Genomic DNA, 23,762 nt, shown 5'->3' with positions numbered 1-23,762 from the left:
GATCGAGGACATGTCCCGCACGACGGCGCCTCTCGGACCGGCCGAGATCGTGGTGGACCTGGACGCGATCCGGGCCAACGCCGAGGTGTTGCGGGAGATCTCCGGGGTGCCGCTGATCGCGGTGGTCAAGGCCGACGGCTACGGCCACGGCATGGTGGAGAGCGCCCGGGCGGCCCGCGCCGGCGGTGCGCAGTGGCTCGCCACCGCCACCGTCGAGGAGGCACTGGTGCTGCGCGAGGCCGGCCTGGACGGCCCGCTGCTGTGCTGGATCTCGTCCCCGGAGGTGACCCCGGGCGCGACGTACGCCGCCGCCGTCGCCGCCGGCATCGACCTCAGTGCCTACTCGGTGGCCGAGCTGGACGCGATCGCCGCCGCCGCGGACCGCGCCGGACGACCGGCTCGGGTGCAGCTCAAGGTCGACACCGGCCTGACCCGTGGCGGCATCCCGCGCGCCGCCTGGCCCGACGTCTTCGCCCGCGCCCGCGCCGGCGAGGAGGCGGGGCAGTGGCAGGTCACCGGCATCTGGTCCCACCTCGCCTGCGCCGACGAGCCGGAGCACCCGGCCAACGCCGAGCAGGAGGCGGTGTTCGACGAGGCCGTCGCGCTCGCGGAGGCGCACGGGCTGACGTCGCTGATGCGCCACCTCGCCAACTCCGCCGCAGCGATCCTGCGGCCCTCAGCCCGCTACGACGCGGTCCGCTGCGGCATCGCGCTCTACGGCCTCGACCCGGCCCCGGGCCACACGCCCGACATCGGGCTGGTGCCGGCGATGACCGTGCGGGCCCCGCTGATGATGGTCAAGGACGCGCACGAGGGCGACGCGGTCTCCTACGGCCAGCACTGGGTCGCCGAGCGGCCCACCACGCTGGGCCTGGTCCCCGTCGGGTACGGCGAGGGCATCCCGCGCAGCGCCTCGCGGCCCGGGGAGCCGGAGGCCGCCGCCCGGGTGGGCATCGGCGGGCGCCTGCGGCCCATCCGTGGCACCGTGTGCATGGACCAGGTCGTGGTCGACCTCGACGGCGACCGGCCCGAGATCGGGACCGAGGTGGTGGTCTTCGGGCCGCGGTCCGCGGGCGGACCGACCGCGCAGGACTGGGCCCAGGCCTGCGGCACCATCAACTACGAGATCGTGACCAGGATCGGTGGGCGGATGAGCCGGACGCACGTGGGGTTGCGATGAGCAGGCAGGGGAGCAGGCACGGGAGCGGGCACGGACGGGGAAGGCTGGCCGGTTCGCTGGCCGGTTCGCTGGCCGGCGTGCTCGGGGTCGCCGCGGCCGGGACCGCGATCGGCGTGCTGCGCCAGCAGCGGCAGATCAGCCGGCGCGCCGGGGACGACGTGTCGTTCGGCAGCCTCCGTTCGCCGGCGGTGACGGTCGTGGCCAGCGACGGGGTGAACCTGCACGTCGAGGTCGACGAGGTCGACCCCGGCACCCCGGGCACGGCCGACCGGCTGCTGCGCCGGGTCGGTCGCCGCGACCCGGACGTCACCGTCGTGTTCGTGCACGGCTTCTGCCTCAACCTGGACTGCTGGCACTTCCAGCGCGCCGCCTACCGTGGCCTGGTCCGCAGCGTCTACTACGACCAGCGCTCCCACGGGCGCTCCGACGACTCCACCCGCGAGCACTCCAACATCGACCAGCTCGGCCGCGACCTCAAGGAGGTCATCGACTCCGTCGCCCCCGACGGCCCGGTCGTGCTGGTGGGCCACTCGATGGGCGGGATGACGATCATCGCGTTCGCCGAGCAATTCCCCGAGCTGATCGGGGAGCGCGTGGTGGGCGCGGCGCTGATCTCCACCACCGCCGGCGGCCTGGACCCCGGCCGGATCCTGCTGCCGATGCTGCCGGCACGGCTGACCGGTCCGCTCACCAGTCGCGTGGTGCGCACGCTGCGGCTGCGCCACGGCGTCGTCGACGCCGCGCGCCGCTCCGCCCGGGCGGCCGCGACCGTGGCCACCGACCGGCTCGCGTTCGGCGAGGACGTGCCCGCCAGCTACGTCGAGTTCGTCGACAAGATGCTCGGCGCCACCCCGTTCGAGACGGTCGCCGACTTCTTCCCGCACTTCGCCAGCCTGGACAAGTTCGACTTCGTGGAGCGGCTCGCCGCCGTCCCGGTGTCGATCATCTGCGGCACCGCGGACCGGCTCACCTCGGTGGGGCACTCCCGCAAGCTGCACTCCCGCCTTCCCGGCTCCCAGCTGCTCGAGTGCGAGGGCGCCGGGCACATGGTGATCATGGAGCGCCACGACCTGGTCAACTCCGAGCTCGACCAGCTCATCACCGCGGCGACGGCGAGGGCAGCCGAGCGGTGACCGTGGAGATCTCGCTGGTCGGTCCCGAGGCGGCCGACGACGCGCTGGAGGTCGTCCGGACGGCGTTCGCCGCCCGGGCGCCGCTCGACCCACCCGCCGACGCGCTGTCGGAGACGGCCGAGTCGATCGCCGCCATGCTCGCACCGGGCGGCGGCCTGCTCGCCCGTCTCGACGGCTGTCCCGTCGGGGTCGTGGTGCTCGACCCCGACGAGAGCGCCGTGTTCCTGCGCCGCTTCGGCGTCGTCCCGCAGGCCCAGGGCCGGGGCATCGCCCGTGCGCTGGTGCGCGCGGCGCTGTCAGAGGTCGCCGCCCGGGCCGCCACCTCGCTCGACCCGGCCCGGGCCCCGGACCGGCTGGTGGTGCTGGCCCGCGAGGAGCTGCCCCGCACGGTCGGCTTCTGGCGCGACATGGGCTTTGCCGTGACCGGCAGGACGTCGCCGTACGTCGAGATGGCCCGGCCGGTGCCGCTCACCGTCGAGGTGCCCGAGGCCGAGGACATGCGCGCGCTGGGGCGTCGCCTGGCCGTCCGGCTCGGTGCCGGCGACCTGCTCGTGCTCAGCGGCGAGCTCGGCGCCGGCAAGACCACCTTCACCCAGGGCCTGGGGGAGGGGCTCGGCGTGCGTGGCGGGGTCACCTCGCCGACGTTCGTCATCTCCCGGGTGCACCCCTCGCTGGTCGGCGGGCCGGCGCTCGTGCACGTCGACGCCTACCGCCTCGGGGGCCGTGCCGAGCTCGACGACCTCGACCTCGACACCGACCTCGCCGACGCGGTCACGGTCGTGGAGTGGGGCAGCGGGCTGGCGGAGAGCCTGGCCGACTCCTGGCTGGAGGTGCGCATCGGCCGCGCCACCGCCGCCGCCCCCGGACCCGACCTCGACCCCCGCACCGTCGAGCTCGACCCCGTGGGGCTGCGCTGGCTCGGCGCCGACCTGCGCTCGGTGGTGCGCCCCTAGCCCTTGCCGTAGCCGGTGCTGCGGCGCCCGGCCCGGCGGGCCGGCGGCGGGCAGGTAGCCTCGGGGGGTGCTGCTCGCGTTCGACACCGCCTCCCCGACGGTCACCGTGGCCCTGCACGACGGCTCCGACGTGGTGGCCTCCGCCACCTCCGAGGTCGCCATGAAGCACGGCGAGCAGCTGGCCCCGCTGATCCAGCAGGTGCTGGAGACCGCCGGCGTGGCGCCCTCAGCCGTGCGCCGGATCGCGGTCGGCACCGGCCCCGGGCCGTTCACCGGCCTGCGCGTCGGCCTGGTCACCGCCCGCACCCTGGGCCACGTGCTCGACGCCGAGGTGCTCGGCGTGTGCTCGCTCGACGTGCTCGCCGCCGAGGCGGTCGCCACCGGCACCGTGGAGGGCGCGTTCGTCGTCGCCTCCGACGCCCGCCGCAAGGAGGTCTACCTCGCCTCCTACGACGCCGCGGGGCGTCGTACGACGTTCCCGGTGGTGGACCGGCCGGCGACGCTCACCACCGACCTGCCGGTCGTCGGTGAGGGCGCGGTGCTCTACCCCGAGGCGTTCGCCGACGCCCGCGGCCCGCGCCGACCCGACGCCGCCTGGCTCGCCCGCGCCGTCGTGGCCGGCACGGTCGAGCTGATGGCGCCCGAGCCGCTCTACCTGCGCCGCCCCGACGCCGAGATCCCGCGGGCGCCCAAGGCCGTCCTGCCCGAGGGCGAGCCGGCCCGGTGAGCCCGGTGGGGCGGCAGCGAGCCCTCGTGCGCCCCGCGACGCCGGCCGACGTGCCGGCGATCGTCGCGCTCGAGGCCGAGGCGTTCCCGCTCGACCCGTGGTCGCACAACCTCGTCTCCGAGGGCGTCCGGGACGCGCTGCCGACAGTGAGCTACCTGGTCGCCGAGGAGCCCGGCTCGGGCGAGGGGCTGGTGGGCTACGCCGTGCTCAGCCTCGTCGTGCCCGACGCCGAGCTGCAACGCATCGCGGTGGTGCCGCACTGCCGCCGCAGCGGGACCGGGGCGGCGCTGCTGGCCGCCGTCCGCGAGCACGCCGCGGACGCCGGAGCCACCCGGCTGCTGCTGGAGGTCCGAGAGGACAACGCCGCGGCGATCGCCCTCTACGCCGCGCACGGCTTCGCCGAGCTCGGCCGCCGCCCGCGCTACTACCGCGACGGCACCGACGCGATCGTGCTGAGCCTGACCCTGCCCGAGGCGTCCTCACCGGACGCACCCGTCACAATGGAGGCGTGATGCGCGACGAGCCCCTGGTGCTTGGGATCGAGACCTCGTGCGACGAGACCGGCGTCGGGATCGTGCGCGGGCACACCCTGCTCGCCGACGCCGTCGCCAGCAGCGTCGAGGAGCACGCCCGGTTCGGCGGCGTGGTGCCGGAGGTCGCCAGCCGCGCCCATCTCGAGGCGATGGTGCCCACCGTGCAGCGCGCGTGCGACACCGCCGGCATCCGGCTCTCCGACGTGGACGCGATCGCGGTGACCCACGGCCCCGGCCTGGCCGGCGCGCTGCTGGTCGGGGTGGCCTCGGCCAAGGCGCTCGCGCTGGGCCTGGGCAAGCCGCTGTACGGCGTGAACCACCTCGCCGCGCACGTCGCGGTCGACCAGCTCGAGCATGGTCCGCTGCCCGAGCCGTGCCTGGCGCTGCTGGTCTCCGGCGGTCACTCCAGCCTGCTCAAGGTCACCGACGTCACCGGCCACGACTCTGGCGTGGATCCGCTGGGTGCGACCATCGACGACGCCGCCGGCGAGGCGTTCGACAAGGTCGCCCGCCTGCTGGGGCTGCCGTTCCCCGGCGGCCCGCACGTCGACCGTGCCGCCCGCGAGGGGGACAAGGTGGCGATCGACTTCCCGCGCGGCCTGACCAGCCGGCGCGACCTGGAGCGGCACCGGTTCGACTTCTCGTTCTCCGGCCTCAAGACCGCCGTCGCCCGCTGGGTCGAGGCCCGCGAGCGCGCCGGTGAGCCGGTGCCGGTGGCTGACGTCGCCGCTTCCTTCCAGGAGGCGGTCTGCGACGTGCTGGTCCGCAAGGCCCTGGACGCGGCCCGCAGCGAGGGCATCGAGCACCTGATGATCGGCGGCGGCGTCGCCGCCAACTCACGCCTCCGCACCCTGGCCACCGAGCGGGCCGAGCGGCTCGGCATCCAGGTGCGGGTGCCCCGGCCCGGTCTGTGCACCGACAACGGCGCCATGGTCGCCGCCCTCGGCTCCACGATGGTGGCGCGGGGACGGACGCCGTCCTCCCTCGACCTGCCGGCGGACTCCAGCCTGCCCGTGACCGACGTGCTCGCCGGCTGACGCCGGCGAGCACGCAGGGGGACCCGGGAGGCTTCAGCCCAGCACGCCCGGCCCGGCGCCCTCGTCGTCGAGCCAGTCGTTGCCGTCGTCGAAGAGGTCGCGAGGCTCCGTGGACTCCTCGTCGCGGCCCCGGCGGCGCGCCGCTCCGCCGCCGGCTGCTGCTGCGCGACCACCCGGCACGCCACGCCCGCCACGACCGCCACGACCGGCGGTGCCGCCCGCGGCTGCACCGCCGCGACCGCCGCGACCGCCCGGAGCCCCTGCACCACCCGCGCCGCGGCCGCCGGCCCGCGGACTGCCTGCGGCGCCACCGGGAGCCCTGCTCACCGGGCTGCCGGGTGCTCCGGCGCGACCGCCGAGCGAGGCAGGCCCACCGGTCCGGGCGCTGGAGCCGATCGCACCGACGCCCGCGGAGGGACCTCCCCGGCCGAGCAGGTTGCGAATGCCGTTGATCGCTCCGGGTGCACCGAACGCGCCCGCCGCGGCTCCGCCGATCAGGCCGCCCACCGGCATGCCGCCGGGGCCGCCTCCGGGGCCCCCGCCGGGGACGCCGGTCGGAGGCACCGGGTTCACCGGGGGCGGCGGGTCGACGGGGGGTAGCGGGTCGACCGGCGGTTGCGGGTCGACGGGGTCGATCGGGTCGATCGGGTCGATCGGGTCGATCGGGTCGATCGGGTCGATCGGGTCGATCGGGTCGACGGGGTCGACCGGGTACGGCGGGTCGATCGGGTCGACCGGGTTCAGGGTCGGCGGGGGCACGGGCGGCGTACCCACCGGCACCGGCGGGACGCCGCGGGGACCTCCGGGGGGCCCGCCGGCCGGTGAGTCGTCGGGGTCGACCGGCAGGTACGGGTCACCGTGGATGCCGGCCAGGACCTCGATCGCCTCCTGGTAGGCGATGTCCAGCTTCTGCATCGCCTTCTCCGCCTCGTCGTCGCGGGCCCGCAACGCACCGAGCTCGGCCTGGTGAGTGGCGACGGCACTGGCATGCGCCAGCATCGCGAGGGGGTTGAGCTGGTAGCCCGGGTAGTCCTCGGGCTTCGGCGCCGGGCCGGGATCCGGGGTCTTCTGCTTGGCCAGCGCCTCCGCTTCGGCCATCCGGTTCTGGGCCGTCATCAGCCGCTTGCCCGCGGCCTCGAGGCGCTCCGTCTGCTCCACCAGCCGCTCGGCGGCGCTGGTGAAGGCCGCCTCTGCCTGGATGCCCACGTCCGAGCCCTGCCCGAACCCCTCGCGCACCTTGGGCGCTGCCGACAACAGCGCGGTCTGCACCTCGTTCAGGGCAGTCGCCGCGTGGCTCCACGTGATCGCGGAGACCAACACGTCGCCGGTCTCCATCCCCGCGACCCACTGCTTGAGGCGGGCGATCTTCTCTCCGGCCATCAGGGCTGCTCCGTCCGGTTGGCGGGGGTCTGCGACCCTGCGGCAGCCCCACGATCAGCCCCCGGATCAGCCACAGGATCAACCCCAGGACCAGCCCCGGGATCAGCCCCGGGATCAGCCACCGGCTCGTCGGTGGCCGGCGTGTGCACGTGGTCGCGCTGAGCCCGGTCGTAGGCGTAGCGGCCGAGGTCGAGGTCCTCGGTGCCGGCCAGGATGAGCTTGAGGTCCTGCTCGGCGGCGGCGTCGGTGCTGCCGATCAGCCCGCGCGCCTCGCGGACCGCGGTCTGGAACTTCTGCAGGTCGAGGAGGAGCGCGCTCAGGGTGTCGGTGACGACGCCGTGGGCGCGGGCGTGGTGCCGGGCGAGCGCGGGGGAGAGGTCGGCCTGGCCGAGGGAGCTCTTGGCGATGTGCGCGTCCACCTCGAACCGGTTCTCCTCCAGCGCCTTGATCTGCTCCTGCAGCTCTTTGATCACCTTGGTGATCTCGTCCTCGGCCAGTTCGAGTCCTTTAGGGGACTCCTTGGCCATGGTCTTAGGTGAGAGACCGGCGAGTTCTGGCAGCATGCTGATCCGTCCTTGTCCCGAGGTGTGGCTGGGCGTCGGGAGGGATACCCGGCGCGTGACGCGGTGAAACCAGCCCGGCCAGCGGCTACTCTCGGGTCCCGGTCGGGCAGCACCGCCGCTGCCGCTGCCGCTCGCCTTCGGACCAAGGAGCCGCCATGTCCCCTCGGCCGCCCGCCCTGCGCCCGCCCGTGGGGAACGCCCCGTCGACCTCGGTCTCGACCACGACTCCCTCGCTCTCCCGGCGCCCCAGACGCACCGGGACGTTCGGGCGGTTCCTGGCCGCGGCGGCGGTGGTGGCGCTGACGCTCGCCGGGTGCGGAGACGCCGACGTGGAGCCCGGGGAGCCGCAGACCAGCACGACGTCCGCAGGCGCCGCCGCGTCGCCGGAGGAGTCCCCGACCGCCGCCACCCCCGAGGTGGTCCCGGCGAGCGGGATGGAGCTGCAGACCAAGGACGCCGTACGGGTGCACGCACCCGAGACCGGTGGGAAGTGGTACGCGGTGGGTGACGGCACCCGCACGGTGACGGCGGCCACGAACATCGATGCCGGACCGGTGGAGCTCACCCTCGCCGAGTTCCCCACTAGCAGCACCGACTTCGAGGACATCGCCGTCGTCGACGTCGAGACGTACGGCGAGTTCAAGGATGGTGCCGGCATCGCGCGAGGCGACGACCGCGAGGTCCGTGGCCTGTCCGGCTGGGTGCTCACCGGCGCCGATGACGAGTACACCTACTACCGGTTCGGCACCATCCACGCCGGCGTCTTCGTCACCGTCAGCCTCGTCCTTCCCAAGGACCTGCCCGACGCCGAAGCCGATGCCCTGGTGGAGTCCGTGCTGGCCTCCGTGGAGTGGAAGTGAGGCGCGGGGCGACCGCGCGCGAGCGCTCCTGAGCCGCGGCACGTGAGCGCGCCCACGGGTCGACGGGTGCGCCCGGGCGAGCCCGGTGTGGCCGGCGACCCCGCACTAGGCTGGAGGCGCCCCTCATCGCCGAGCATCAGGAGTCACACATGCAGCAGGTCCGGGCCGTCGTCGCCCGCAGCAAGGGAGCCCCGGTCGAGATCGCCACGATCAACGTCCCCGACCCCGGTCCGGGCGAGGCGGTGGTGAAGATCCTGACCTGCGGCGTGTGCCACACCGACCTGCACTACCGCGAGGGAGGCATCAACGACGACTTCCCCTTCCTGCTCGGCCACGAGGCCTCCGGGATCGTGGAGGCCGTCGGTCCGGACGTCACCGGCGTCGCCCCCGGCGACTTCGTCGTGCTCAACTGGCGTGCGGTGTGCGGTGAGTGTCGTGCCTGCAAGCGCGGCGAGCCGCACTACTGCTTCAACACCCACAACGCGACCCAGAAGATGACGCTCGCCGACGGCCCCGACGCGGGCAAGGAGCTCTCCCCGGCGCTGGGCATCGGCGCCTTCGCGGAGAAGACCCTGGTCGCCGCGGGCCAGTGCACCAAGGTCGACGACCAGGCCCGGCCCGCCGCCGTCGGGCTGCTGGGCTGCGGCGTGATGGCCGGCATCGGCGCCGCGATCAACACCGGAGCGGTCACCCGTGGTCGCAGCGTCGCGGTGCTCGGCTGCGGCGGTGTCGGCGTCGCCGCGATCGCCGGCGCCGCGCTGGCCGGTGCCAGCCCGGTCATCGCCGTCGACATCGACGCCAAGAAGCTCGACAAGGCGCGCGAGCTCGGCGCCACCCACGTCGTCGACTCCTCCAAGACCGACCCGGTCGAGGAGATCAAGCGGATCTGCGCCGAGACCTACGAGGGCGCCGAGGGTGCCGACGTGGTCATCGAGGCCGTCGGTCGCCCGGAGACCTGGAAGCAGGCGTTCTACGCCCGCGACCTCGCCGGCACCGTCGTCCTGGTCGGCGTGCCCACCCCGGACATGAAGGTGCCCGACCTCCCGCTGATCGACGTGTTCGGCCGCGGCGGCGCCCTGAAGTCCAGCTGGTACGGCGACTGCCTGCCCAGCCGCGACTTCCCGATGCTCGTGGACCTCTACCGCCAGGGCCGCCTCGACCTCGACGCGTTCGTCACCGAGGAGATCGGCCTGGGCGACGTGGAGGCCGCCTTCGAGCGGATGCACCACGGCGACGTGCTGCGCTCGGTGGTCGTGCTGTGACCGCGCGCGTGGACCACGCCGTCTCCTCCGGCACCTTCTCCCTCGACGGGGAGACCTTCGAGGTCGACAACAACATCTGGGTGGTCGGCGACGACACCGAGTGCATCGTCATCGACGCACCGCACTCGGTCGACGACATCATGGCGGTCGTCGGCGATCGCAAGGTCAAGGCGATCGTGTGCACCCACGCCCACGACGACCACGTCCGGGTCGCGCCCGCGCTGCGCGAGCGCACCGTCGCGCCGATCATGCTGCACCCCGACGACCGTCCGGTCTGGGAGCTGACCCACGGCGGTGCGGACGACCCCGACGGCCAACTGTGGGACGTCGACCTCGCCGACGGCATGAGCATCGAGGTCGCCGGCACCACCCTGCAGGTGCTGCACACCCCAGGCCACGCCCCGGGCGCGGTCTGCCTCTACGCCCCCGAGCTGGGCTGCGTCTTCACCGGGGACACCCTGTTCTCCGGCGGGCCGGGCGCGACCGGCCGCTCGTTCAGCGACCGGCCCACGATCGAGGCCTCGATCCGCGCCAAGCTGTTCGCGCTGCCGCCGGAGACCGTCGTGCACACCGGTCACGGCGACGACACCACCATCGCCGCCGAGCAGGCCCTGCTCGGCTGAGCCCGCCCTCTCACCGCCCGCGCGCGGTAGTCCCTGACGAAAAGCACCGGAATCCTCACGGATCCGGTGCTTTTCGTCAGGGACTACCGCGCGCTCACAGCGGCTCGACGAGCAGCGCCGTGCCCTCGCCGGCGACCCGGGTGAGCACGATCGTCGCCTCCGCGTCGCCGGACAGGGCCAGCCGCTTGCGCAGGGTCTCCGGGACGACCTCCACGCCTCGCTTCTTGATCGTCAACCGGCCCACGCCTCGCTCGCGCAGTGCCGCCTTCAGCTGCTTCTCCCGGTAGGGCAGCTCCTCGAGCACCCGATAGCCGCGCGCGAACGGCGTGCGGAACGCGTTGTCGCCGGTGACGTAGGCGATCCGCTCGTCAAGCAGGCCCGCGCCCAAGGTGGCGGCGACGGCGGTGACCAGGCCGGCCCGGACCACCGCGCCGTCGGGCTCGTAGAGGTACGCCCCGACCGCGCGCACCCCGACCGCCGCGGGCCCGGGGTCCTCCTCGTCGGTGACGGTGGCCAGGCCGCCGTCACCGATCACCGTGGCGCGGCGCCGCGCGGTCGCGGTCCGTCCCGCCCACAGCGCGGCCTCCTTCACCTCGCCGTCGTCGCTGACCCACTCCGCCTCGACGCCGTCGGGCACCAGCGAGTGCGGGATGCCGGGGGCGACCTTGACGCAGGCGTCGCGTGCCAACAGGCCCTGCACCCACTCCCACGGCGGCGTCCAGTCCTCGACCCGGAAGCTGCGCCCGGCCCCCGAGCGCCGTGCCGGGTCGGCGAAGGCGAGGTCGAACGTCTCGTGCAGCACGGTGGTCGCGTCCGCCACCTGCACCGCTCCGGTGAGGCCGAGGGCGGCGAGGTTGGCCTCGGCGATCGCGACCCGGACCGGGTCGAGGTCCACGCCCGCGCAGATCATCCCGGTGCGCGCCGCTGCCATCAGGTCCCCGCCGATGCCGCAGCCGAGGTCGATCAGCGTGCGCGCGCCGAACGCCGCCGCCCGGCCCGCCCGGTGCTCGGCGACCCGGAACCGGGTGGCCTGCTCCAGGGCGTCGGGGGTGAAGTACAGCCGCGGCGCGAGGTCGCCGAACTTCGCCGCCGCCCGCTCGCGCAGCATCACCTGCGTGAGCGCCGCCGCGGCCCGCTCCGCGGTCGTCGTACGACGCAGGGCGGAGCCCGCGGCCAGGGCGTCGGCGCCACCGGCGACCAGGTCGCTCGCCTCGGCCAGCAGCGCCTGACCGTCGTCGCCCAGCAGCCACCGGAAGGTCTCGAGGTCCACCCGGTGATCCTGTCAGGTCGCCCGTCAGCGGCTGGACCCCGCCGTCACCGCCTCGGGTGCGGGACCGTCGTCGGGTCCGTGCCCGTCGTGCCCGTCGCGCCCGTCGCGCCCGTCGCGCCCGTCGGGGCGGGCCCGGTCGCCGTGCCCGGGCCACCAGGCCGCGTGCCCGAGCAGCGAGGTCAACGCGGGGGTGAAGAACATCGACATCACGAACGCCACGATCAAGATGCCGACGGCGAGCGCGAAGCCCATCGACACCAGCAGCGTGTTGCCGGCCAGCATCAGGGAGGCGAAGGTGCCGGCCAGGATCAGGCCGGCGGCACCGATCGTGGGCCCGGCGTGGGTGACCGCCTGCGCCGCGGCGGCGTGCGGGTCATGGCCCTCACGGCCTTCCTCGCGCAGCCGGGCGATCATCAAGATGTTGTAGTCGGTGCCCAGGGCGGTCACGAACAGGTAGATGTAGATCGGGAGGATGAAGATCAGGCCGGTCTCGTCCCCGATGAGCTGGAAGGCGATGACGGTCAGGCCCAGGGTGGCGGCGAAGCCGAGGCCGACCGCGGCCATCAGGAACCAGGGCGCGACCAGGCTGCGCAGCAGCAGCGCCAGGATCAGCAGGATCACGCCGGCCGCGACGGGGAAGACGACCCGGTAGTCGCGGGCCATCGCCGAGGACATGTCGGCGAAGATGCCGGGGGTGCCGCCGACGAAGGCCTCGGTGCCCTCGGGGGCGGCGTCGTGGGCGACGTCGCGGATCGGTCCGCCGACGTTGTCCTGCGCCGCGTCGGAGGTCGGGTCATCGGCGAGGGTGAGGTAGTACTGGAACGCGGTGCCGTCCTTGGCGGGCACCGGCTCGCTGACCGCGTCGACCCCCTGCGCCTCACCGAGCGCGGCGCCGAACGCGGCGAGCTCGTCGCCGCCGACCTCGGTGCCGTCGGTGTCGAGGAGCACCGGGACCGGCTCGGCGGCGCCCGCGGAGAAGTTCTCCTGGAAGGTCTCCAGCGCCTCGGTGGACTCCACCCCCTCGGGCAGGCTGGAGTTGAAGTCGAAGGACGGGTTGAAGCCGAGCGCGAAGATCGCCAGCACCGCCATCACGCCACCGGAGACCAGCGCGGTGCGCCCGGGGCGGCGGCCCACGGTCCGCCCGATCCGGATGAAGGCGCCGTGCTTCGGCTCCTTCTGCCAGGCCTTCGACGGCCAGAACAGCGCCTTGCCGAGCAGCGAGACCAGGGCGGGCACGAGGGTGAGCGCGGCGAGCAGCGTGACGAACACGGCGATCGCCAGCGCCGGGCCGATCGCGCGGAAGATGCTCAGCGAGCTGAGGACCAGCGCCATGAAGGCCACGATCACCGCGCCACCGGCCGAGGCGATCGCCTCGCCGGCCCGGTCGAGGCTGTGCACCACCGAGCTCTGCACCGACGCGCCCTGGCGCAGCCGCTCGCGGTGGCGGAAGAGGAAGAACAGGATGTAGTCGGTGCCGACGCCGTACAGCACCACGACCAGGATCTGCTCGACGGAGGAGTCGGCCTTGAGGTCGAAGGCCGCGTTGGCCCACCCGATCACACCGGTCGCGATCACCGAGACGATGCCGACGGTGACGAGCGGGAGCAGGCAGATCAGCACGCTGCGGAAGATCAGCGCCAGCAGCCCGACGATGAGCACGATGGTGGCGATGCCGACGACGAGCAGCGCCCGCTCACCGGACTCCTGCGAGTCCAGGCCTTGCGGCACGGTGCCGGTCGCCCGCACCTCGAGGCCGGTGTCCTCGGTGAGCTCGTCGATCGCGTCGCGCAGCGCCTGGCCGTCCTCGAACGCCTGGGCGTCGTACCCGCTGGCGTCCTCGGCCAGCGGGATGACCGCGAACATGACCTTCGCGTCCGGCGAGAGGTTGGGCTTGCCCTGCTCGTCCTGGGCGATCACCAGCGGCTGGAAGGTCTTCGTGCCCAGCTCGGGGGCGAGCTGGGTGGCAAGGGTGCCGACGGCGGCCTGGTCCGCGGCGGTGAGCTCGCCACCGTCCTCGCGCTCGACGACGAGGATCGCGCCGGGGGAGAAGGCGTCGGAGAACTTCTCCTCCTGCAACGCCAGCGCCTGGACCGACTCGTAGTGCTCGGGCAGGAACTCGGAGTTGTCCTGGGTGGACTCCAGTGCCGGGGCGCTGGCGCTCACGACGACGGCCAGCAGCAGCCAGGCGGCGATGACGAACCAGCGGAATCGGGTCACGAAGCGGCCCAGCGCAGCGAACATGGGGCTCACGCTTCCGCGTCCACGCGACCCGGGTCAACCACTTTGCGCCTTGGCAGCGGGCGCATGCCCCGGCCGCCTCTGGCACTCACTGACACAGAGTGCTAGTTTCACCTTTGGCACTCTCGTACCGAGTGTGCCAACGCCGGTCGAGGGCGCCCAGGTGCCCGCGACCGCACCACGAACCAAGCAGCAACCATCGCATCAGCCCTAGAAAGTGGAGGTCGACATCGTGTCGGTCAACATCAAGCCGCTCGAGGACCGCATCGTCGTCAAGCCCCTCGAGGCCGAGCAGACCACCGCCTCCGGTCTGGTCATCCCTGACACGGCCAAGGAGAAGCCGCAGGAGGGCGAGGTCCTCGCTGTCGGCCCCGGCCGCATCGACGACAACGGCAACCGTGTCCCGGTCGACGTGAGCGTCGGCGACAAGGTCATCTACAGCAAGTACGGCGGCACCGAGGTCAAGTACGGCGGCGAGGAGTTCCTGATCCTCTCGGCCCGCGACGTCCTCGCCGTCCTGGCCTGATCCAAGCACTCGATGCTGCTCGGAGGCGTCACGCAGCTGGACCGCGTGACGCCTTCGGCACTTCCCAAGGAGTAGTCAATGCCCAAGATCCTGGAGTTCAACGAGGACGCACGGCGCGCGCTCGAGCGCGGCGTCGATGCCCTCGCGAACACCGTCAAGGTGACGCTCGGCCCGAAGGGCCGCTACGTCGTGCTGGACAAGAAGTGGGGAGCGCCGACGATCACCAACGACGGCGTGACCGTCGCTCGTGAGGTCGAGCTCGACGACCCGTTCGAGAACCTCGGTGCGCAGCTCACCAAGGAGGTCGCCACCAAGACCAACGACGTCGCCGGTGACGGTACGACGACCGCCACGGTCCTGGCCCAGGCGCTCGTCCACGAGGGCCTGCGCGCGGTTGCCGCCGGCGTGAACCCGATGGGTCTCAAGCGCGGCATGGACGCGGCCGCGGCTGCTGTCGGCGACGCGCTCAAGGCCGCCGCCCGCGACGTCGACGACGAGAAGGACATCGCCTCCGTGGCGACGGTCTCCTCCCGCGACGCCCACATCGGCGAGCTGCTGGCCGAGGCCTTCGGCAAGGTCGGCAAGGACGGCGTGATCACGGTCGAGGAGTCCAACACCCCCTCCACCGAGCTCGAGTTCACCGAGGGCATGCAGTTCGACAAGGGCTTCATCTCGGCGTACTTCGTCACCGACGCGGAGCGCCAGGAGGCGGTCCTCGACGACCCGTACATCCTCATCCACCAGGGCAAGATCTCCGCGATCGCTGAGCTGCTGCCCCTGCTGGAGAAGGTCATCCAGGCCGGCAAGCCGCTGTTCATCCTCGCCGAGGACGTCGACGGCGAGGCGCTGTCGACCCTGGTGGTCAACAAGATCCGCGGCACCTTCAACGCCGTCGCGGTGAAGGCCCCGGCCTTCGGCGACCGCCGCAAGGCGATGCTGCAGGACATCGCGGTGCTCACCGGTGGGCAGGTCATCGCCCCCGAGGTCGGGCTCAAGCTCGACCAGGTGGGTCTCGACGTCCTTGGCCAGGCCCGTCGCGTCGTGGTCACCAAGGACAACACCACGATCATCGACGGCGCCGGCGAGGCGACCGAGGTCGCCGGCCGGGTCGAGCAGATCAAGAAGGAGATCGAGGTCTCCGACTCCGACTGGGACACCGAGAAGCTGCAGGAGCGGCTGGCCAAGCTGGCCGGCGGCGTCGTGGTGATCAAGGTCGGTGCCCACACCGAGGTCGAGCTCAAGGAGAAGAAGCACCGCATCGAGGACGCCGTCTCCGCGACGCGCGCCGCGATCGAGGAGGGCATCGTGCCCGGTGGCGGCTCCGCCCTCGTGCACGCGGTCTCCGTGCTGGACGACGACCTGGGCCTGACGGGCGACGAGGCTTTCGGCGTGCGCATCGTGCGCAAGGCCGCCGATGAGCCGCTGCGCTGGATCGCCGAGAACGGCGGCGAGAACGGCTACGTGGTGACCAACAAGGTCCGCGAGCTCGGTGTCGGCAACGGCTACAACGCCGCCACCGGCGAGTACGGCGACCTGGTCGCCCAGGGCGTCATCGACCCGGTCAAGGTGACCCGGTCGGCGCTGGCGAACGCGGTCTCGGTGGCGGCCATGCTGCTCACCACGGAGGTCCTGATCGTCGACAAGCCCGAGGAGGAGGAGCCGGCGGCCGCCGCCGGTCACGGTCACGGCCACGGCCACTGATCGCTCCTGATCCGCACGCGAGCCCGTCCCGGTACGTCCGGGGCGGGCTCGTCTGCTTCCCACCCTGACCTGCCCCGACCCATCCCGGCCTACCTGACCCGCCGACGGGCCGGTGCACGCTCGCCACGTCCCCGATCCTCGGTATGTCGTCGCCGTGAAACCTGCAGGTCGGCTGCGCGACACCGACGCGGGGCATAGTGGACGCATGCTGTGGCGCGTCCGGGTCGGCCTGATGGACCGACCGGGTGCGCTCGCCCAGCTCGCCGCTGCGTGCGGAGGCGCCGGCGTCGACATCCGCGCCGTGCAGGTCCTTCCCGACGGCGGCGAGATCACCGACGAGCTCGTCGTCGAGGCGCCGGCGGAGCTCTCGCGCGAGCAGGTCGTCGAGATGGCGAGGGCGGCGGGCGGCCAGGCGGTCTGCGCGACCCAGGTCGGCGGCGCCGCGCTGGAGGACCAGCCCACCCGCTACGTGCGGGCGGTGCGCGCGATCATCGCCGAGCCGTCCCGCTTCCCCGAGATCGTCGCCCACCTCTTCGACGCCGACATCGAGCCGGGGGAGGCCCACCAGGACGTGCTCGAGATGAGCGTGGGCGACCACACCACGATCCAGATCCGTCGCGACCCGCCCTTCACCGCCACCGAGCGGGCCCGCGCCGAGGCGCTGGCCGACCTGCTCGGCGACGCCCTCACCGCGCGGGTGCCGGTCGCGCCGGCGGTGCCCTCGGGCACCGGCGGCTTCGAGCCGGACTACGTCACCACCGGCCGCGTGGTCGCCGCGGTCGTCGCCGGCCACGTCGCCGGTCGCGCCGAGGTCACCCCGCCCGCGGCGGACGGCGAGGCCTGGCCGGTGGACCTGTGGGTCGACCCCGCCTGGCAGCGCCGCGGCCTCGGCACCCGTCTGCTCGCCGACGTCGCCCGTGCCGCCCGGGCCGCGGGCGCCGACGAGATCGTGCTCACCGCGCCCTCGGAGAGCCCCGCGGTGCTGCCCATGGTGCTGGCCGCGGGCATGCGGGGGCGGATCCGGGTCACCGGGGACACCCTGACCGTGCGGATCGCCCTGGGCGACCTGCGGCGCTGAGGCCCCCCGGGTTTCCTCAGTCCTTCTCGCTGCCCGAGAGCGCCGGGTCCGGGCCGTGGCTGCTCAGCCGCCAGCCGTCGATGGGCAGGTCGAGCGCGGCGGCAGGACCCCACGTCCCCTGCGCGTACGGGTGCACCGTCGGGCGGCAGTCGAGCACCGGCTGGCAGACCTGCCACAACCGGTCGACCTCGTCCGAGCTGATGAACAGCGTCCGGTCGCCACGCATCACGTCCAGCAGCAGCCGCTCGTAGGCCTCCAGCGGGTCCGTCGTGCCGGGCGACTCGCCCAGGTCCAGCCGGAACACGCCCTCCAGCAGCGCCATGTCCGGTCCCGGCCGCTTGGCCCGCACGTCGATCACGATCCGGGGCTGGTCGGCCAGCTCGAAGACCAGCTCGTTCGGCTCCAGCGCCGTGCCCTCGGCCGGCTGCAGCCAACGGTGCCGTGGGTCGCGGAAGCGCACCGTGATCGTGCGCCGCCCCTGCGGCATCGCCTTGCCGGTGCGCAGGTGGAACGGGACGCCACGCCAGCGGTCGTTGTCGATCCAGGCCTCGATCGCGACGAAGGTCTCCACGTCGGAGTCCTCAGCCACGTCCGGCTCGTCGCGATAGCCGTCGTACTGGCCGAGGACGACGCGTTCGGGGTCCAGGGGGCGCAGTGCGGCCAGCACGGCCGCCTTCGCCGCGCGGATCGCGGACTCCCGGAACGCGTGCGGGTCCTCCAGCGCCACGAACGCCAGCAGCTGGCACAGGTGGGTGGTGACCATGTCGCGCAGGCAGCCGGTGGCGTCGTAGAAGGCGCCGCGGCCGGCCACCGTCAGCTTCTCCGGCACGTCGATCTGCACGGACTCGATGGTGTGCCGGTCCCAGGCCGGCTCGAAGAGGCCGTTGGCGAAGCGCAGCGCCAGGATGTTCTGCACCGCCTCCTTGCCCAGGAAGTGGTCGATGCGGAAGATCTGCTCCTCCTCGAACACCTCCCCGAGGATCGCGTGCAGCTCCCGCGCGGAGGCCAGGTCGGTGCCGAACGGCTTCTCCGCGACGAGGCGGGAGCGGTCGGCCAGCTCCTCCCGGTCGAGCATGCCCACCATGGCCTTGACGGCGCCCGGGGGCACCGAGAGATACAGCAGGCGTCGTACGTCGCCCAGCAGGACGCCGGCGTCGCGCAGCAGCTCGTCCTCGGCGTCCCGCACGGCTTGGCCGAGCGCGGCGCCGTCGTCGGCGCTGGAGGCCACGAACCGGATGCGCTCCAGCAGAGCAGCGGCCACGGCCTCGTCGAGCTCGCCGACGCGCTCGGCCAGCCCCTCGCGGACCTGGTCGCGAAACTCCTCGTCGCTGCCCGGGGAGTGCCGTCCGCCGCCGATCACCCGGAGGTGCTCGGGCAGCCGGCCGGCCGCGGCGAGGTGGTACAGGCCGGGGAACAGCTTGCGGGCGGCCAGGTCGCCCGTGGCACCGAAGAGGACCAGCACGTGCGGCGGGAGGTCGGAGGTCACCTGACCAGCGTGCCGCACGGGCAAGGGGCGGGAGGTACTTCACGCCCGCACCGGTTCGGGGCGCCGGAGGCGTGGCCGTAGGATTCGGTCATGGAGGTTCCCGACAAGTTCGCAGCCCTCGGTCTCACCTACGACGACGTCCTGCTGCTGCCGGGCCACTCCGACCTCGCTCCCGACGAGATCGACACCACCTCGCGGCTGACCCGCGAGATCTCGCTCAAGTCGCCCCTGATCAGCGCGGCGATGGACACCGTCACCGAGTCGCGGATGGCGATCGCGATGGCCCGTGAGGGCGGCATCGGCATCCTGCACCGCAACCTCTCCGCCGAGGAGCAGGCCTACCAGGTCGACCTGGTGAAGCGGACCCAGACCGGGATCATCTCCAACCCCGTCACGATCGGCCCCGACGCGACGCTGGAGGAGCTCGACCGCATCTGCGGCGAGTACCGCGTCTCCGGCCTGCCCGTCGTCGACACCGACAACCGCCTGCTCGGCATCTGCACCAACCGCGACCTGCGGTTCACCCCCGTCGCGGAGTGGGCCAGCACCAAGGTCTCCGAGGTGATGACCCCGATGCCGCTGGTCACCGGCCCGGTCGGGATCCACCGTGACGAGGCGACGATGCTGCTGCGCAAGCACAAGCGCGAGCGGCTCCCGCTCATCGACGACCAAGGCCGCCTCGGCGGTCTCATCACCGTCAAGGACTTCGTGAAGTCCGAGCAGTTCCCGCTCGCCTCCAAGGACGCCAGCGGCCGGCTGATGGTCGGCGCCGCGATCGGGTACTTCGGCGACGCCTGGGAGCGCGCCACCGGCCTGATCGAGGCCGGCGTCGACGTGCTCGTCGCCGACACCGCCCACGGCCACGTCACCCTGCTGCTCGACATGGTCAAGCGGCTCAAGTCCGACCCCGCCACCAAGCACGTGCAGGTCATCGGCGGCAACGTCGCCACCCGCGAGGGTGCGCAGGCCTTCGTCGACGCCGGCGCCGACGCGGTCAAGGTGGGCTTCGGCCCCGGCTCGATCTGCACCACCCGGGTCGTCACCGGCTGCGGCGTGCCGCAGGTGACCGCCGTGTACGAGGCCTGGCTGGCCGCCAGCAAGGCCGGCGTTCCGGTCATCGCCGACGGCGGGCTCCAGCAGTCCGGTGACATCGCCAAGGCCATCGTCGCCGGCGCCGAGACCGTGATGATCGGCTCCATGCTCGCCGGCTGCGAGGAGTCGCCCGGCGAGGTCGTCTTCCACCAGGGCAAGCAGTTCAAGGCCTACCGCGGCATGGGGTCGCTGGGCGCCATGTCCTCGCGCGGCAAGAAGTCCTACTCCAAGGACCGCTACTTCCAGGCCGAGGTCGCCAGCGACGACAAGATCGTGCCCGAGGGCATCGAGGGCCGCGTGGCCTACAAGGGTCCGCTGTCCGGCGTCGCCCACCAGCTCCTCGGCGGGCTGCAGCAGTCGATGTTCTACGTCGGCGCCCGCACCGTCCCCGAGCTGCAGGCCAAGGGCCGGTTCATCCGGATCACCTCCGCCTCGCTCAAGGAGAGCCACCCGCACGACGTCGAGATGACCGTCGAGGCACCGAACTACAGCCACTCCTGACCTAGCGGTCAACCCAAGGTTTCGCGGGCATCAGGCGCGGGGAGACGCTCCCCAAGCGGCGCGGGGGCGTCGCATCGCCCCCGAGAGGGGTTCTCGTTGAGGAGTCATCCATGAAGCAATCTGTCGCCCGCGCCGCCGCCGGCGCCGCCGTCGTCGTCGCGTCGGGCCTCGCTGTCGTGGCGCCGCCGCCCGCCCACGCCGATACCGTTACCTGCGTTGCGGCGCCCAAGTTCAGCCACGTCAACCTGTCCGGGGCCCAGTTGTTCAGGGCGAGCGGCGAGTGCAACGGCGTCTATGCCTTCGGCGTCCAGACGAGGACCGACAAGATCCGGGGCCGCTTCTACAAGGGCGGTTCGTGGAAGATCAGCAGCTACGGCTGGGTCAAGATCTACAAGGACAACAACGGTGCGGACAAGGTCGTAGGCAACACGATCGACGGCCGGGAGATCAAGGGTCAGGCCCAGACGACGCCCCAGCAGGTGAGCTACCTCTATTGAGCACCGTGACGAGGTGGCGCAGTCGATCAGCGGCTGCTCTCACCCTGCTCGTCAGCGTCGGGGCGGCCGCTTGCGGCGGCCCCGACGCCGACCCAGGTCCCCAGCCCGCAGGGGGTTCCACGCCGACCCTGACGCCGTCGGCTCCGCCCGGCGCAGGCGCCGAGCCGCAGGTTCTCCAAGACGTCATCAGCGCCGCACTTGCGGTGCCTGGCCCGGAGATGCGGCGCGCCATCCGGCTGCAGCAATTCCTGCGGGACAAGGCGATCCAGGAGTGCGGTGGCCAGCCCGGCTCCATCGACGCGACCTACAACCGTGAGGACCAGAGCCGGTTCCCCGACCTCGACCTGATCCGGGAGCGCGGGCTGATGGAGCAGAGGGCCGTGGAGCAAGAGGACCAGCGACTCGAGGTCCTCGACGCCGACTGCCCGGACCTAGTCCCGGACATCGCTCTGTACGACCCCTGGGTGCAGGTCCAGGACTCGTGGTACGACGTCGTCGTGTCGGCCGAGCAGTCGGATCCAGTCCAGGCCGAGAAGCCGCAGCTGGCTGACTGCCTCGCGTCGAAGGCGAAGGTGCGGATCGCAGTGGCCGACCCGATCAACGAGTACCTCCAGGCTGTCAACGAGGAGGTCGCCCGTGGCGTGAGCCAGGCTCGGGAACGCAAGCTGTCGACGGCATACGCGGCGTGCGCACGGTCCTACTTCGCCGCCCTGCGGGCCGAGCTCTTGAAGAGCCGGCCCGACGCGATCGACCGCAACAGGGAAGCGCTGAGCGGTTTCGCTGCCGAGGTCGTCGCGGCCGGCTACGTGCCCTGACCAGCAGGGCCGGATCCGGCGGACCTCACCAGTACGCGCCTCTCTGGCAGACCTTGCTCTGGTCGGCAAGCATCGCCGTCGCCATGTGGGTCTCGGCGACCTCCAGTTGGCCTGCATCGTCGATGACACCGCCCCTGGGGTCGACCAGGCTGCGCAGGAGCTTCCAGTTGTCTCGTGAGCTGGGCAGGCCGCCATCCCCCAAGGCACAGGCCACACTCCGCTTCCGGAAGATCGAGCGGACGTCGACCTCCTCGGTGTCGCGCTCCATGGCCCTCAGCTTCCCGCCTAGGGCGGTGTCCTCGTGCCCGCACTCCACCAGGTAGCGGTAGGCCAGGGCGCGCTCGATCAGGGTGCTTTGCTCGTCGTCGAGCTGGCGCTGCGCAGTCTCTGCCCACGTCGAGCACAGTGGAGCTCGGTGGCGCAGCAGGAGCTGGAACACCGCGGTGAACCGGACCCGTTCATCGAGGTTCGGGGTCGCACCGCTGAGGAGGCTGCGCGCCGCTGCAGCCGACGCCCCACGGGACAGGAGGATGCGCGCGCGGGTCTCGAGTGGCTCGCCCCCCGCCTCCTCGACCAAATGAGGGGGAGAGCGGTGGCCGCTGAGCGCGAAGGTCCGCGCGAGCGCCGCAGCGGTGTTGGGGGTGAGGCGGAGCTGCTCCGGTGCGCCGCCCCACTCGAGGACGGTGTGCAGGAATGCCACAAGGGAGGGAGCTATTGTCGAGGTGCCGGTGACCTGGCTCAGGGCGAACGCCGCGATGAGGCCGTCGGTCGTCCTGCGGTCGTTGACAAGCGCAGTCTGCAGCGCCTTGAGGCGTTCCACCTCTGCGCGCTGCGAGGCGGTGGCGGTCAACGTGCTCGCCGCCCGCAGGCGCAGAGCGGTGTCGCTGTCGAGGACCGCGGCCGTTGCCAACGTCTTGGCCTGTAGTCGAAGTTCCTTCGCGACTAGGTCCTCACGCTGCGGTGCTGTGCAACCGGTCGAGTCGACGCCCGCCCTCGCAAGTGCGGCCTGCAGGAAGAGCGCCTCGACGCCCCTGCAGCCGATCGAGGAGACAGACTTCCGCACGTCCCGGCTCAGGGCGTCCTCGACGGCCGCGCCGTCGCGTGCAGCCGCCCACCGCCGCACAGTGGTCGCGGCAGCGGCGTCGTACGGATCGCCCTGGGGGTCGGTGTCGGCGACGCCGAGGATCAGGTCCGTCACCTCCGGGTCGAGGTTCCTGCCTGCGGCTTCCGCTGCTGTGACCACCTGGGCAGAGAGAGCCAGCGGGCCGGTGTAGCCCTCCTGGAACTCGCGGGGCAGGTTAGAGGCCAACTTCGTCTCGAACGCGGACCAGTCCGCATCGGTGAGCTCACCGAAGCCGGCCAGCGCTATGACGGCCTGGGCCGCCTGGTAGGAGTCCGCGTGCGCCGGCGGAACGATCAGGTGGGGGGGATCCGCGGCCACCAGGGCATCGGCGAGCAGCGTCGCGGTTCGGTCCGACCACGCGCGGGCATCTGGGTCGACCGGTCCGCGATGGCCGGCGAACCAGATGCCCGCGTAGGCGAGAGCGGCGATGCACGCGGCCACTGCGACGACCCGCAGCGCTCGTGCGCTCATGCTACGCCTGTCGTGGTGCTGTGAGTTGCAGTCAGCAACCGAGGTCCTCGCTGTCGGAGGCGTTCTTCGCATACCAGTTGTCCCCGATACGGATCGCGCCCGTGGCCGTGAGCTTGACACTGCACAGCCAGGCGTAGGTGCTCGCCTTGCAGAACGTTCCGTCGGTGTTGATGCTCACCTGGCGCTTGCCCGGCCGACTCTCGTACCACTCCGAGGTGCCGCAGGACTTGTCGTAGGCAGTGACGCCGACCGAGCCCGACGGGCCGCTGAGGGATCCGCCGGCCGAGACGCTAGCACCGGCCCCGGTGAAGGAGGTGCCCACCTTAATCCGGGCCTTGTTGCCCTTCGCCTCGCCGCCGGTCCGACCGACATACGCATAGACGTTGCTGACCTTGTCGCAGTCCTTTACGCCGCATGCGTAGTTGTACTGGTAACCACTGCCCGTGACGATCATCTTCACGCCGAGGACGGTCCAGTTCTTGCTGGGGGCCAGGTAGCTGCCCCAAGCCGCCTGCGCGGGGGCCTGCGCGCCGGGCAGGGCGACGAAGAGCGTGGCGAACAACAGGAAGAACAACAGCAGGGACGTCGTACGACGGCCGTGGGTCCGGTGCATAGGGAGCCTCCGAGGTGAATCGTCGGGTCCGCCCCGTTGGCGTGACCCAGGCATCCGCATGCTTGGCCTGCGGCACACCATCGAAACCTCCCTGACGCCA

The 23,762-nt window shown here is 72.5% G+C and carries 22 protein-coding genes; 15 read left to right on the top strand and 7 right to left on the bottom strand.

Annotated features, from left to right (window positions below; translation table 11 throughout):
* The first annotated feature begins 10 nt into the window (after positions 1-10).
* The 6 genes from alr (at position 11) to tsaD (ending at position 5,563) form a co-directional block, all read left to right on the top strand.
* Complete coding sequence (alr, locus tag KG111_RS14805; protein ID WP_205291049.1) at positions 11-1,180, top strand: alanine racemase; 1,170 nt, start codon at positions 11-13, stop codon at positions 1,178-1,180.
* Positions 1,177-2,313 (top strand): alpha/beta fold hydrolase, encoded by a 1,137-nt coding sequence (locus tag KG111_RS14800; protein WP_205291048.1) that lies wholly within the window; start codon positions 1,177-1,179, stop codon positions 2,311-2,313. Before alr ends, KG111_RS14800 begins: the two co-directional genes overlap by 4 nt.
* A complete protein-coding gene (tsaE, locus tag KG111_RS14795) occupies positions 2,310-3,266 on the top strand; it encodes a tRNA (adenosine(37)-N6)-threonylcarbamoyltransferase complex ATPase subunit type 1 TsaE (RefSeq protein ID WP_205291047.1) in 957 nt (318 codons plus the stop codon). The genes KG111_RS14800 and tsaE overlap by 4 nt, the downstream gene beginning before the upstream one ends.
* A 67-nt stretch (positions 3,267-3,333) precedes the next feature.
* Positions 3,334-3,993 carry a tRNA (adenosine(37)-N6)-threonylcarbamoyltransferase complex dimerization subunit type 1 TsaB gene (gene tsaB, locus KG111_RS14790; protein WP_205291046.1) on the top strand — a complete coding sequence of 220 codons (660 nt, stop codon included), beginning with the start codon at positions 3,334-3,336 and terminating at the stop codon, positions 3,991-3,993.
* A gap of 26 nt (positions 3,994-4,019) precedes the next feature.
* Positions 4,020-4,505 carry a ribosomal protein S18-alanine N-acetyltransferase gene (gene rimI / locus KG111_RS14785; RefSeq protein ID WP_205291045.1) on the top strand — a complete coding sequence of 162 codons (486 nt, stop codon included), beginning with the start codon at positions 4,020-4,022 and terminating at the stop codon, positions 4,503-4,505.
* Positions 4,505-5,563, top strand: coding sequence for a tRNA (adenosine(37)-N6)-threonylcarbamoyltransferase complex transferase subunit TsaD (gene tsaD, locus KG111_RS14780; RefSeq protein WP_205291044.1), 1,059 nt, complete (start codon positions 4,505-4,507; stop codon positions 5,561-5,563). The genes rimI and tsaD overlap by 1 nt, the downstream gene beginning before the upstream one ends.
* 33 nt (positions 5,564-5,596) lie before the next feature.
* Here tsaD and KG111_RS14775 read toward each other — a convergent pair whose 3' ends face one another.
* The gene (locus tag KG111_RS14775) at positions 5,597-6,943 is read right to left on the bottom strand and encodes a hypothetical protein (RefSeq protein WP_213449999.1); all 1,347 of its coding nucleotides are present in this window, start codon (positions 6,941-6,943) and stop codon (positions 5,597-5,599) included.
* A complete protein-coding gene (locus KG111_RS14770) occupies positions 6,943-7,506 on the bottom strand; it encodes a hypothetical protein (protein ID WP_205291042.1) in 564 nt (187 codons plus the stop codon). The genes KG111_RS14775 and KG111_RS14770 overlap by 1 nt, the downstream gene beginning before the upstream one ends.
* A gap of 155 nt (positions 7,507-7,661) precedes the next feature.
* On the opposite strand from KG111_RS14770, the gene KG111_RS14765 reads away from it, so the two are divergent.
* The 3 genes from KG111_RS14765 (at position 7,662) to KG111_RS14755 (ending at position 10,251) form a co-directional block, all read left to right on the top strand.
* Positions 7,662-8,366, top strand: coding sequence for a hypothetical protein (locus KG111_RS14765; protein ID WP_205291041.1), 705 nt, complete (start codon positions 7,662-7,664; stop codon positions 8,364-8,366).
* Positions 8,367-8,515: 149 nt separating this feature from the next.
* Entirely contained in the window at positions 8,516-9,628 is a 1,113-nt protein-coding gene (locus tag KG111_RS14760) for an S-(hydroxymethyl)mycothiol dehydrogenase (protein ID WP_205291040.1), read from the top strand.
* Positions 9,625-10,251, top strand: coding sequence for an MBL fold metallo-hydrolase (locus tag KG111_RS14755; RefSeq protein ID WP_205291039.1), 627 nt, complete (start codon positions 9,625-9,627; stop codon positions 10,249-10,251). The genes KG111_RS14760 and KG111_RS14755 overlap by 4 nt, the downstream gene beginning before the upstream one ends.
* Before the next feature lie 94 nt (positions 10,252-10,345).
* Here the strand turns inward: KG111_RS14755 and KG111_RS14750 are convergent, their stop codons facing one another.
* Together KG111_RS14750 and KG111_RS14745 are read right to left on the bottom strand one after the other, a co-directional pair.
* Positions 10,346-11,521: a class I SAM-dependent methyltransferase gene (locus KG111_RS14750; RefSeq protein ID WP_205291038.1), complete on the bottom strand. Its 1,176-nt coding sequence runs from the start codon at positions 11,519-11,521 to the stop codon at positions 10,346-10,348.
* 24 nt (positions 11,522-11,545) lie between these two features.
* A complete protein-coding gene (locus KG111_RS14745) occupies positions 11,546-13,762 on the bottom strand; it encodes an MMPL family transporter (protein WP_205291114.1) in 2,217 nt (738 codons plus the stop codon).
* A 229-nt stretch (positions 13,763-13,991) separates the two neighbouring features.
* Between KG111_RS14745 and groES the strand changes: the two genes are divergently transcribed.
* The 3 genes from groES to KG111_RS14730 all read left to right on the top strand — a co-directional run bounded on the left by groES (position 13,992) and on the right by KG111_RS14730 (position 17,064).
* Positions 13,992-14,285: a co-chaperone GroES gene (groES, locus tag KG111_RS14740; RefSeq protein WP_205291113.1), complete on the top strand. Its 294-nt coding sequence runs from the start codon at positions 13,992-13,994 to the stop codon at positions 14,283-14,285.
* Positions 14,286-14,363: 78 nt separating this feature from the next.
* Entirely contained in the window at positions 14,364-15,986 is a 1,623-nt protein-coding gene (gene groL, locus KG111_RS14735) for a chaperonin GroEL (protein ID WP_205291037.1), read from the top strand.
* Between the two features lie 205 nt (positions 15,987-16,191).
* The gene (locus tag KG111_RS14730; RefSeq protein WP_205291036.1) at positions 16,192-17,064 is read left to right on the top strand and encodes a GNAT family N-acetyltransferase; all 873 of its coding nucleotides are present in this window, start codon (positions 16,192-16,194) and stop codon (positions 17,062-17,064) included.
* 16 nt (positions 17,065-17,080) lie between these two features.
* Here the strand turns inward: KG111_RS14730 and zwf are convergent, their stop codons facing one another.
* Positions 17,081-18,550: a glucose-6-phosphate dehydrogenase gene (gene zwf / locus KG111_RS14725; protein WP_205291035.1), complete on the bottom strand. Its 1,470-nt coding sequence runs from the start codon at positions 18,548-18,550 to the stop codon at positions 17,081-17,083.
* A 90-nt stretch (positions 18,551-18,640) separates the two neighbouring features.
* On the opposite strand from zwf, the gene guaB reads away from it, so the two are divergent.
* From guaB to KG111_RS14710, 3 genes are all read left to right on the top strand, one after another.
* Positions 18,641-20,143, top strand: a complete 1,503-nt coding sequence (guaB, locus tag KG111_RS14720) for an IMP dehydrogenase (protein WP_205291034.1) — start codon at positions 18,641-18,643, stop codon at positions 20,141-20,143.
* 110 nt (positions 20,144-20,253) lie between these two features.
* The gene (locus KG111_RS14715; RefSeq protein WP_205291033.1) at positions 20,254-20,640 is read left to right on the top strand and encodes a hypothetical protein; all 387 of its coding nucleotides are present in this window, start codon (positions 20,254-20,256) and stop codon (positions 20,638-20,640) included.
* Between the two features lie 203 nt (positions 20,641-20,843).
* On the top strand, positions 20,844-21,455 hold the full coding sequence (locus KG111_RS14710; RefSeq protein WP_205291032.1) for a hypothetical protein: 612 nt from the start codon (positions 20,844-20,846) through the stop codon (positions 21,453-21,455).
* A 25-nt stretch (positions 21,456-21,480) separates the two neighbouring features.
* On the opposite strand, the gene KG111_RS14705 is transcribed toward KG111_RS14710, so the two are convergent.
* Both KG111_RS14705 and KG111_RS14700 read right to left on the bottom strand, forming a co-directional pair.
* Positions 21,481-23,049 carry a hypothetical protein gene (locus KG111_RS14705; protein ID WP_205291031.1) on the bottom strand — a complete coding sequence of 523 codons (1,569 nt, stop codon included), beginning with the start codon at positions 23,047-23,049 and terminating at the stop codon, positions 21,481-21,483.
* Between the two features lie 31 nt (positions 23,050-23,080).
* On the bottom strand, positions 23,081-23,662 hold the full coding sequence (locus KG111_RS14700; protein ID WP_205291030.1) for a hypothetical protein: 582 nt from the start codon (positions 23,660-23,662) through the stop codon (positions 23,081-23,083).
* Between the last annotated feature and the right edge of the window lie 100 nt (positions 23,663-23,762).

This window comes from Nocardioides faecalis (genome assembly GCF_018388425.1).
Taxonomy (GTDB): domain Bacteria; phylum Actinomycetota; class Actinomycetes; order Propionibacteriales; family Nocardioidaceae; genus Nocardioides; species Nocardioides faecalis.
This window is presented reverse-complemented; position numbering and strand designations above follow the sequence as displayed.